This is a genomic window from Collimonas sp. NPDC087041 (assembly GCF_044745265.1).
Taxonomy (GTDB): domain Bacteria; phylum Pseudomonadota; class Gammaproteobacteria; order Burkholderiales; family Burkholderiaceae_D; genus Collimonas.
This window is the reverse complement of record NZ_JBIUZX010000024.1, coordinates 1-9,407: the sequence shown is the minus strand read 5'-3', so window position 1 is coordinate 9,407 and position 9,407 is coordinate 1. Positions and strand designations below refer to the sequence as shown.

The window sequence follows — 9,407 nt, the reverse complement described above, 5'->3', positions numbered from 1 at the left end:
TCTTGCGTTTGAGTGTGTCATCGGCCGTCGTACTTGCCACGGCCTTGAGCTCGGATATGACTGCTGCCATTGCGCCTCCTGTTGTCGGTTGTCTCTTCGGTTATTCTCTGCACTGCTTGATGCCATCTTAGACAGACCGCCCCGGCCCATCATTGACCCCGGTCAAGATTTCACGCATCATCTTCCACGCTGTCGACCATTCCTTAGAACGCCTACATGACCCTCATAGAAAACCATTCAGAGAAAAACATCATTCGTGTTCAGCTCCGGCAAAATAATGTTTTAAAAGAATTAAACGAGAGCGAAATGCTCGAATTGGAATCGCACCTGGTGGTGGTCGACGGCGCCAAGGGTGAAATCCTGTTGCACCAGGGGATACACGAGATGGAGCAATACTTCATCCTGGACGGCATCCTGAAACGCGTCGTCACCAACCAGCAAGCCAAGGAAATGATCCTGCGCTTCGCCGACGAGCGCGACATGGAGACCAGCTACGCCGCCTGGCGCCTGAAAACGCCGACGCCATACAGCATCGTCTGCGTCTCCAAGGCGCGCGTGGCCAAATTGCCGTTGCAGCAATGGGCAGCGTTCATGGACAAGCATCCTAAATTGAAGCAAGCGTTTGAATATGAAGTGATGCGGCTGATGAGCGAAATCATGGCGCATACCATCACGCTGCATCTACTGGATGCACCGGGACGTGTGCACCGCTTCCTGCGCAAGCATCCGGATCTCTATGATCGCATCCCGAAAAAGGAACTGGCGACCTATCTGAACATCTCTCCCGAGACGCTTAGCCGCTTGAAACACCAAGGGAAAATTTAGATACTGAAAACAATCGTGTATACACTTATGTATACACGATGCCCCGGCAAACACCGCACACGCCTCATGAGCAGGCCAAATCGTCCGCAATGTGTTGTATTCCGCGACAATCCCCTTATATTGCAGCGCAAGATATTGACAGATGGCATACCAGTTATCGGATAATGTCATTAGAAGTTTCAATATTCGAAACCTATAATGCAAAGCAGCATAAGACGATTTTCACTTTAACAGGAGTACTACCTTGACTTCCGCAACCAACAGCTTCACCCCGGCCGACAACGCCGGTGTAGCCAGCAAGATCGCCGGCGCCGCCTATGCAGTAGCTTCGACCCTGTTCGGTATCAGCCTGCGCGAAAAGCTTGATGCAGAAACCAAAGCAGACAAGGCCGACGCCGAATACACATGGGGCATGTAATTACCTGCAAGCTTCGCATCCGTGTCGGATATCCGGCATTAGCAGTATGTAGTCCACGACAGCCAATCTGAGATTGGCTGTTATTGTTTCCGGCATCCCTTTTCGTCCTCTCCGCAGCTCCCTTCCCCGCAGAATTTCCGCATCGCAGCAGAATATAGTTATACGCTAACGCTATATGATTAATCGCGACATGCCACTCTCCGATTAAATTTTCCCATGATTGATGACGGTCAATGCGATGCTGTTCGCATGTGCATAAACTGCAGGAACCACTGACATCAAGGGATAAGTCCATGCGCGCCATCAGCATCACCGCCTTTGGCGGACCGGAAGTCCTGCAAGTCGGCGAACAGCCGATTCCCGCATGCAAACCAGGCGAAGTATTAATCAAGGTGCATGCCGCCGGCGTCAATCGTCCTGACGTATTGCAGCGCGCCGGCAACTATCCGGTACCAGCCGGTGCATCTCCGCTGCCCGGCTTGGAGATAGCCGGAGAAATCGTCGACGGCGACTTCAGCCAGACCACTTTGAAAAAAGGTGACCTGGTCTGCGCACTGGTCCAGGGCGGCGGCTATGCCGAATACTGCACCGCGGCGTACGCGCAATGTCTGCCGATACCCGTCGGATGGACCACCTTGCAAGCGGCGTCGTTGCCCGAAACCTTCTTTACCGTGTGGAGCAATGTATTCGACCACGCCCACCTTGGCACTGACGAAACCTTGTTGGTCCAGGGTGGAACCTCTGGCATCGGCGTTGCCGCGATCCAGATCGCAACAGCGCTTGGGCACCGGGTGTTCGCGACTGCCGGCTCGGATGACAAATGCCGCGCCTGCGAGGCGCTCGGCGCGGAACGTAGCATCAATTACCGCAGCGAGGATTTTGTCGAGGTAGTGAAATCGGCCACCGGCGGCATGGGCGTCGACGTGATCCTCGACATGGTGGCCGGCGATTATATCCAGCGTGAATTAAATTGCCTGGCCGATGACGGCCGGTTGGTGTTCATCGCCATGCTCGGCGGCGCCAAGGCCAACGTCAATTTTGGCCAGGTGCTGCTGCGACGCCTGACCGTGACCGGATCAACCCTGCGGCCCCGTTCGCCGGCATTCAAGGCGGCGATTGCCAGCCAGTTGCGCCAGCATGTCTGGCCGTTGCTTGATGCCGGAAAGATCAAGCCGGTCATCTATCAAACCTTCCCGCTGGAACAAGCCGCACAAGCCCACGCCTTGATGGAGACCAATGCGCATATCGGCAAGATCATGCTTTCTCTATAGTGTCTGCAGCACGGCCACGCTTCGATAGCGTGGCCGTGCTGTTCTCAGATAGACTGCTCAACTGCCTTAGTTGGTGAGGTGCGCGCTTCGTACGCCGGCGCAGTAGCCGGAACCGTCTTTTCTATCCAGCGCTTGCGCATCGGCGCCAGCACCAATTTGGCGGCCAGTCCGGCACAGATGGTGATCGCCGCAGCGGCAATGAATACCCGGTTCCACGCGCCACCAGCCGACAGCACCGAGGTCAGCGGCACCAGCAAGGCCGCCGTACCCTTGGCGGTGTAGAGCGTACCGGCATTGCCCGCTGCATATTTGCTGCCGAAGGTGTCGGCGCAAATCGCTGGGAAGATCGAAAATATCTCGCCCCAGAACAGGAATATCAGCGCCGCGAAGACCATGAAGGCATACGGGTTGTGACCGTATTGCATCAACCCGAGCAGCGCAACTCCCTCGCCAATGAAAACGATGAACATGGTATTTTCGCGGCCGATCTTGTCGGAGATGAAACCACACAACGGACGAGTGAAGCCATTGCACAGGTTATCGATCGACAGCGTCATGGTCAGCAACGGCATGGTCACGCCAAGCAGGGTCATCGGCAAGTTGGCAATACCGAAATCCTTGGCAATCGGCGCCAGTTGCGCGGTCGCCATCAAGCCGCCGGCGGCCACCGCAACAAACATCACGTAGATCACCCAGAACACCGGGGTGCGGATCATTTGCCCAGCCTTATAGTCCACCTTCGTCACATTGAGCTTCTTCGACGCCACAGCGCCCTTGGGCGGTACCGGCCGCACCATCAGCATGGCCAGGATGAAAATGCAGGCGCCCTGCAGGATGCCAAAGAACAGGAAAGCCTGTTCGTAACCCGCGGTCTGGATCATGCTGGCGATCGGAATCACGGTCACCGCTGCACCAGCGCCAAAGCCCGCCGCCGTCATGCCGGCAGCCAGGCCGCGCTTGTCGGGAAACCATTTCAATGCATTGCCGACACATGTGCCGTATACACAACCGGCGCCGATCCCGGCAATGATAGCTGCCGCATACAGTTCGAACAAATTGGTGGCCATCGAGTTGATGACCCAGCCGGCGCCGGCGAAGATGGCGCCGACCGCAATCACAGGCCGCGGCCCGAATTTATCGACCAGCCAGCCTTCAATCGGCACCAGCCAGGTTTCGGTCACGATGAAAATCGAAAATGACAGTTGAATTGCCGCCTGACCCCAGTGATGCTTGGCATCCATCGGGGTGACGAATAAAGTCCAGGCGTATTGCAAATTGGCGACCAGGCCCATGCAGATAATACCGATGACCAGTTGGATCCACCGGTTTGGCACGCCCTTGGAATTGCTGATGTCCATGCGTCTTGTCTCCTGATATTTTTTAAACTGCTTATATTCTGGTGTGTTGCGACGGCAAGTACGGTGCTGCGATGTTCTATCGTCACGATGACGAACGCAGCTTCTGCGATGATTGATTTTGCGAGAATTCCTCCTGCGAATCCTTGACGGCGGTCAAGATTACGGACATTGGATCGGCTATTGCCCACGAAAGCCGGGCAGCATCGACGACGCTGCCCACCACTCAGGCAGCGCGCCGCAACTGCACCTGACCGCGTTCTTCTTCAAAGGTTTTTGCCAACAGTTTCACCAGCGCGTACACCGTATCGAGATGCGGGGTCGGCGTTTCGGTCAGGCGTCCCAGTTCGAGCACTGAACCGACCAGCGCGTCGATTTCCAGTGCGCGCCCCGATTCCACATCCCTCAGCATCGAAGTCTTGTGTTTGCCGACTTTCTCGGCGCCGGCGATGCGCTTGTCCAGCGGCACCCGGAACGTAATCCCGAGTTTGTTGGCAATCGCCTGCGCCTCATTCATCAATGCTGCGGCCAACGCGCGCGACAACGGAAACTGGCAGATATCGACCAGCGTCGAATGGGTCAGCGCGCTGATCGGATTGAAACTCACGTTGCCCCACAGCTTGAGCCAGATTTCGGCGCGGATATTGTCCAGCACCGGCGCCTTGAAGCCAGCCTTGACAAAGCATGCGGCGATTCGTGTCACGCGCTCGCTGGAAGAACCATCCAGTTCGCCCAAGGGAAAGCGCTCGCCTTCGAAATGCCGCACCACGCCCGGTGCAATCAGCTCGGAAGCCGGATAGACGACGCAACCGATCACCCGCGAAGCCGGAATTTTCAGGCTGATGGCGCCGCTCGGGTCGACCGTTTTCAAATGGCTGCCTTCAAGCACGCCGCCGGTTTTGTAGAAATACCAATAAGGGATGCCATTCTGCATCGTCACGATGGACGTATCCGGCCCCAGCAAATGATGCAGGTCGTCAGCGATGGCTTCCAACTGGTGCGCCTTGAGCGCCAGCACCACCAGGTCCTGAGGTCCGGCCTGCTGATAGTTGTCGGTCGCCTTGACCTGGTCGGCGATATGCTCCGTGCCGTCTTCCATGATCAATTTCATGCCATTGCGCCGGATGGCATCGAGATTGGCGCCACGGACAATAAAAGTAACGTCCTCGCCGGCCAGCGCCAGCTTCGCGCCGACATAGCCGCCAATGGCGCCGGCTCCTACAATTGCAATTTTCATGATTGCTCCCTACCTGAAATGAAAAACCTGGATTGCGATCGCATCTTTAGCCGCCGATCTGCGCCCTACTCAAAACGGTTGCTGAGCTTGCCGATACCGGCAATTTCGATCTCGATGCTGCTGCCCGGCTTCATCGAGCCGACACCGACCGACGTGCCGCACAGGATGATGTCGCCGGGATAAAGCGTCATGTCCTGCGAAATCAGGCTGACCAGCTGGGTTGTTGAAAACAGCATGTCGCTGACCGGATAATCCTGCCGGACTTCGCCGTTCAAGATGGTCTTGACGGTCAGCGTGCGCGGATCGAGCCCGGTTGCCACCACCGGGCCGAACGGGCAAAAAGTATCGAACCCTTTGGCGCGCACCCATTGCGCAAAAGATGGATCGCGGTTCAGGATATCGGCCACCGTCACGTCGTTGGCACAGGTGTAGCCGAAGATGGCTTTCTCCGCTTCCGCTTCATTTGCCTGCCGGGTAAACTTGCCGATGACGATTCCCAGCTCGCCCTCGAACACCACCTTGCCGCCAGAAGCCGGCTGGCGGATCGTCTGTCCCGGATTCAGATACGAGTTGGGCGACTTGATCAGGTACAGCGGCTCCGCCGGCCTGGCAAGATTCAGCTTCGCGCCGAGCGCAGCAAAGTTGTTCCACAAAGCCAGGATCTTGGTCGGCTGGGTCGGCGTCAACAAAACCACTTCAGCCGCATCGACATACGTCCCCAACGGGGTGGGATCCTTGAACATCGCGCCTTCCCATAGCTGGATGCGGGTTCCTTCCAGCGTGCCGAAATGGACAACATCCCGATATTTGAAACGCAGCCAACGCTGTATCATTTTTCTCTTTCAAAATAAGGTCCGTGATGCAAGTCATGGTTTGCTGGTTGACCGATTGTGGGAGGACTTGTAATGAGCAGCCTTGACTGCGGTCAAGATTCGCCATTTTTTAGCCAGCCCGGTACGCCGCATCGGCGTCATTGACGGCTATGATTCAGATACCGATTTCGCGACGCTGCACTTCCGCCCAATTGACATTGAATGCAGCCGGCATACCGAAAGCCTTGAGTTTTTCCAGGCAACGCGACTTGGCGTTCTCGATGGCCTCGGTCAGGAATTCAGCGTCGTAGGCATTCAGCAAATGGCGCTGATGCGTTTCGAGATAGTGGCAAATCAGGTTTTTCTCGCCGGCGCCTGCCAGCAATGCGCGATAGCTGTCGAAATCCCAGTGCCAGCTCAAGCCCAGCTCATGAAACGCGGCGTTGTACGCAAACAGGTTGGTTTCTTCGTGCGGATCAAGCAGGATCGGATCGATTGTGATGCTAGCCATGATGCATTACCTCCAGGTTGCAAGCGCCTTTGACACGCTTCGATGATGGGATTGGCCTGTCGGTTAGCGCTGCATGTCTGCAGTTTCATGTCTCGCCAGGCTTGAAGCCATGGTAGGGAAAACAAAGCATTAGCAATAGTTAAAGTTTTTGCGCACAACGATTAGTCGCCGCTTATGCATCACAGTGAGACAGCAATGAAAAACGCAACGTTGAGGCAGTTGAAAACCTTCGAGACTGTGGCGCGCCACTTGAGTTATTCGCGTGCAGCTGAGGAGTTGCACCTGACGCAGCCGGCCGTCTCGCTGCAAGTCAAGCAACTTGAAGAGCATGCCGGCTTGCCGCTGTTCGAACAGCTCGGCAAGAAAATCTATCTGACCGCCGCCGGCGTCGAAATGCTGCGCCACGGCCGCATGATCATCCAGCAATTTCGTGAAACCGAAGATGCAATGGCGCAGCTAAAGGGAGTCTCTGGCGGCCGCCTGAATGTCGCCGTCATCAGCGCCGGCGATTATTTTTTCCCACGCTTGCTGGCTGAATTCCAACGCCGCAATGACAATGTCTGCCTGAACCTGACCGTCCATAATCGCGAAGAACTGCTGCGCAGCCTGCGCGACAACCAGACCGATCTGGCCGTCATGGTAAGGCCGCCGGAGGATGGCGACATGATCAACCGATCGTTCGCGCCCCACCCCTATGTCATCGTGGCGGCGCCGCAGCATCCACTGGCTGGAAAGAAGAGCATCCCGATGACACGCCTGATGCGTGAACCTTTCATCGTGCGCGAACGCGGCTCGGATACCTGGAATTCAATGCGGGAGAGTTTCGGCGATCATTTGAGCAACCTGAACGTGGCGATGGAGATCAAGAGTTTCGAGACGATCAAGCAAGCCGTGATTGCCGGCATGGGAGTCAGTTTCCTGTCCGTACATACCATCAGCCTGGAGCTGCAAGTCGGCAACCTGGTCGTGCTCGACGTACAAGGCTTCCCGGCGATGCTGGATTGGTATGTGGTACACCGGCGCAACAAGGAGCTACCGCCGGTAGCAGTAGCCTTCAAGAATTTCCTGATGAGCGATGGTGCGGCGCTGCTTGAAACCTTGACCCGCTTCAAGCTTCCTTCTTGAATCCCCGCAGCTATATCAGAGCACTGCCTCGCGATGTACGCGCAGCGCCTCCAATACAATATCCTTGAGTTCAACACCATCCTGCTGGTCGACATATTGCAGCAACGAGCGCCGCATGCGGGGTTCCCAGTAGCGCTTGATGTGGCTGCCGATATCGACCAGCGCCTGCGCCCGGTCCGGCATGGTTTCAAAAAATGAACCGATCTGGTTCGCCATTTTTATCAGGTGATCAGGAGCCAAGGCGCCGCCTTTCATATCGTGCGTGGGATGGCTCATTTGGCGACCGCATCCAGTATCGGGCTTGCCTCACCTGCCAACAGTCCCAGTTGCTCATTGTTGAAGCGACTGTATTGGCGTTGCCACTCTGACGGTTGCGCAACTGGCATCACTTGCACCGCAGTCACCTTGTATTCCGGGCAATTGGTGGCCCAGTCGGAATTATTGGTGGTAATGACATTGGCGCCCGATTCCGGAAAGTGGAAGGTGGTGTACACCACGCCCGGCTGCACCCGCTCAGTCACCGTCGCACGCAATACCGTCTGCCCTGCCCGCGATTCGATGCCGACCCAGTCGTCTTCGCGTATGCCGCGATCCTCAGCATCATGCGAATGGATTTCCAGCCGGTCCTCGCTGTGCCACTGCACGTTGTCGGTACGGCGAGTCTGGGCGCCGACATTGTATTGCGAGAGGATGCGGCCGGTGGTCAGGATCAATGGATACTTTTGCGTGACCTTCTCATCGGTGGCGATATATTGCGTGTTGATGAATTTTCCCTTGCCGCGCACAAACTGGTCAATATGCATGATCGGCGTGCCTTCCGGCGCGGCGTCGTTGCAAGGCCACTGAATACTGCCGAGTTTTTCCAGTTTGGCGTAGCTGACGCCATGGAAGCTCGGCGTCAGCGCCGCGATCTCATCCATGATTTCCGATGGATGCTTGTACGGCATTTCATATCCCAGCGCCGCGGCCAGTGCAACCGTGACCTCCCAATCGGCAAGTCCGGCCTTCGCCGGCATCACCTTGCGCACGCGCGAGATGCGGCGTTCGGCGTTGGTGAAGGTGCCATCCTTTTCCAGGAACGACGAACCAGGCAGGAACACATGCGCGTACTTGGCCGTCTCATTGAGAAAGATGTCTTGCACCACAATGCATTCCATATTGGACAAGGCCGCCGTCACATGTTGTGTGTTCGGATCGGACTGGACGATATCTTCGCCTTCGCAATACAGCCCCATGAAGCTGCCGTCCATGGCGGCGTCGAACATGTTCGGGATACGCAAGCCAGGCTCAGGGCTCAAGGTGACGCGCCAGGCTTGCTCGAACTCGGCGCGCGCAATGCTGTCCGAAATATGCCGATAGCCCGGCAGCTCATGTGGGAATGAACCCATGTCGCAGGAGCCCTGCACATTGTTCTGGCCGCGCAAAGGATTGACGCCGACGCCCTCACGACCAACATTGCCGGTGACCATCGCCAGGTTGGCGATGCCCATCACGGTGGTCGAACCTTGCGCATGTTCCGTTACGCCGAGGCCGTAATAGATGGCGCCGTTGCCGGCTGTGGCAAACAACCTGGCCGCGCCGCGCATTTCCACTGCTGGTATACCGGTAATGTGCTCTGTCGCCTCCGGCGAATTATCCGGGCGCAGCACAAACGCTTTCCAATCCGCATAGGACTGACGATCGCAACGCTGATCGATGTAATCAGCTTGTTCCAGCCCTTCCGAAAGGATCACATGGGCCAGTGCAGTTACCACGGCAACGTTGGTGCCGGGCCGCAGCTTCAAGTGATAATCGGCCTGCACATGCGGCGACTTCACCATCTCGGTAGTGCGCGGATCGACCACGATCAGCTT

General features: G+C 56.6%; 10 protein-coding genes. 4 read left to right on the top strand and 6 right to left on the bottom strand.

Annotated elements, in window-relative coordinates:
• Window positions 1–216 precede the first annotated feature (216 nt).
• The 3 genes from ACIPF8_RS24410 (at window position 217) to ACIPF8_RS24400 (ending at window position 2,514) form a co-directional block, all read left to right on the top strand.
• Window positions 217–825: a Crp/Fnr family transcriptional regulator gene (locus tag ACIPF8_RS24410; protein ID WP_400426344.1), complete on the top strand. Its 609-nt coding sequence runs from the start codon at window positions 217–219 to the stop codon at window positions 823–825.
• 244 nt (window positions 826–1,069) lie between these two features.
• Window positions 1,070–1,243 carry a hypothetical protein gene (locus ACIPF8_RS24405; protein ID WP_400426342.1) on the top strand — a complete coding sequence of 58 codons (174 nt, stop codon included), beginning with the start codon at window positions 1,070–1,072 and terminating at the stop codon, window positions 1,241–1,243.
• Between the two features lie 293 nt (window positions 1,244–1,536).
• Window positions 1,537–2,514, top strand: a complete 978-nt coding sequence (locus tag ACIPF8_RS24400) for an NAD(P)H-quinone oxidoreductase (RefSeq protein WP_400426340.1) — start codon at window positions 1,537–1,539, stop codon at window positions 2,512–2,514.
• Between the two features lie 44 nt (window positions 2,515–2,558).
• Here ACIPF8_RS24400 and oxlT read toward each other — a convergent pair whose 3' ends face one another.
• The 4 genes from oxlT to ACIPF8_RS24380 all read right to left on the bottom strand — a co-directional run bounded on the left by oxlT (window position 2,559) and on the right by ACIPF8_RS24380 (window position 6,429).
• Complete coding sequence (gene oxlT, locus ACIPF8_RS24395) at window positions 2,559–3,872, bottom strand: oxalate/formate MFS antiporter (RefSeq protein WP_400426338.1); 1,314 nt, start codon at window positions 3,870–3,872, stop codon at window positions 2,559–2,561.
• A gap of 223 nt (window positions 3,873–4,095) precedes the next feature.
• Entirely contained in the window at window positions 4,096–5,106 is a 1,011-nt protein-coding gene (locus ACIPF8_RS24390; protein WP_400426336.1) for a 2-dehydropantoate 2-reductase, read from the bottom strand.
• 65 nt (window positions 5,107–5,171) lie between these two features.
• The gene (locus tag ACIPF8_RS24385) at window positions 5,172–5,939 is read right to left on the bottom strand and encodes a fumarylacetoacetate hydrolase family protein (protein ID WP_400426334.1); all 768 of its coding nucleotides are present in this window, start codon (window positions 5,937–5,939) and stop codon (window positions 5,172–5,174) included.
• 154 nt (window positions 5,940–6,093) lie between these two features.
• A complete protein-coding gene (locus tag ACIPF8_RS24380; protein WP_400426332.1) occupies window positions 6,094–6,429 on the bottom strand; it encodes a hypothetical protein in 336 nt (111 codons plus the stop codon).
• Window positions 6,430–6,624: 195 nt separating this feature from the next.
• Between ACIPF8_RS24380 and ACIPF8_RS24375 the strand changes: the two genes are divergently transcribed.
• Complete coding sequence (locus tag ACIPF8_RS24375) at window positions 6,625–7,554, top strand: LysR family transcriptional regulator (RefSeq protein ID WP_400426330.1); 930 nt, start codon at window positions 6,625–6,627, stop codon at window positions 7,552–7,554.
• 15 nt (window positions 7,555–7,569) lie between these two features.
• Here ACIPF8_RS24375 and ACIPF8_RS24370 read toward each other — a convergent pair whose 3' ends face one another.
• Window positions 7,570–7,830 carry a formate dehydrogenase subunit delta gene (locus ACIPF8_RS24370; RefSeq protein ID WP_400426328.1) on the bottom strand — a complete coding sequence of 87 codons (261 nt, stop codon included), beginning with the start codon at window positions 7,828–7,830 and terminating at the stop codon, window positions 7,570–7,572.
• Window positions 7,827–9,407: molybdopterin oxidoreductase family protein (locus ACIPF8_RS24365; RefSeq protein ID WP_400426326.1), on the bottom strand; the 1,581-nt coding region annotated here is incomplete at its 5' end. The genes ACIPF8_RS24370 and ACIPF8_RS24365, both read right to left, overlap by 4 nt.

What these genes read in the sequence shown, in the direction of transcription:
- ACIPF8_RS24375 (WP_400426330.1), top strand. Translation starts at nt 6,625, where the DNA reads ATGAAAAACGCAACGTTGAGGCAGTTGAAAACCTTCGAGACTGTGGCG.
- oxlT (WP_400426338.1), bottom strand. Translation starts at nt 3,872, where the DNA reads ATGGACATCAGCAATTCCAAGGGCGTGCCAAACCGGTGGATCCAACTG.
- ACIPF8_RS24400 (WP_400426340.1), top strand. Translation starts at nt 1,537, where the DNA reads ATGCGCGCCATCAGCATCACCGCCTTTGGCGGACCGGAAGTCCTGCAA.
- ACIPF8_RS24390 (WP_400426336.1), bottom strand. Translation starts at nt 5,106, where the DNA reads ATGAAAATTGCAATTGTAGGAGCCGGCGCCATTGGCGGCTATGTCGGC.
- ACIPF8_RS24385 (WP_400426334.1), bottom strand. Translation starts at nt 5,939, where the DNA reads ATGATACAGCGTTGGCTGCGTTTCAAATATCGGGATGTTGTCCATTTC.
- ACIPF8_RS24380 (WP_400426332.1), bottom strand. Translation starts at nt 6,429, where the DNA reads ATGGCTAGCATCACAATCGATCCGATCCTGCTTGATCCGCACGAAGAA.
- ACIPF8_RS24410 (WP_400426344.1), top strand. Translation starts at nt 217, where the DNA reads ATGACCCTCATAGAAAACCATTCAGAGAAAAACATCATTCGTGTTCAG.
- ACIPF8_RS24370 (WP_400426328.1), bottom strand. Translation starts at nt 7,830, where the DNA reads ATGAGCCATCCCACGCACGATATGAAAGGCGGCGCCTTGGCTCCTGAT.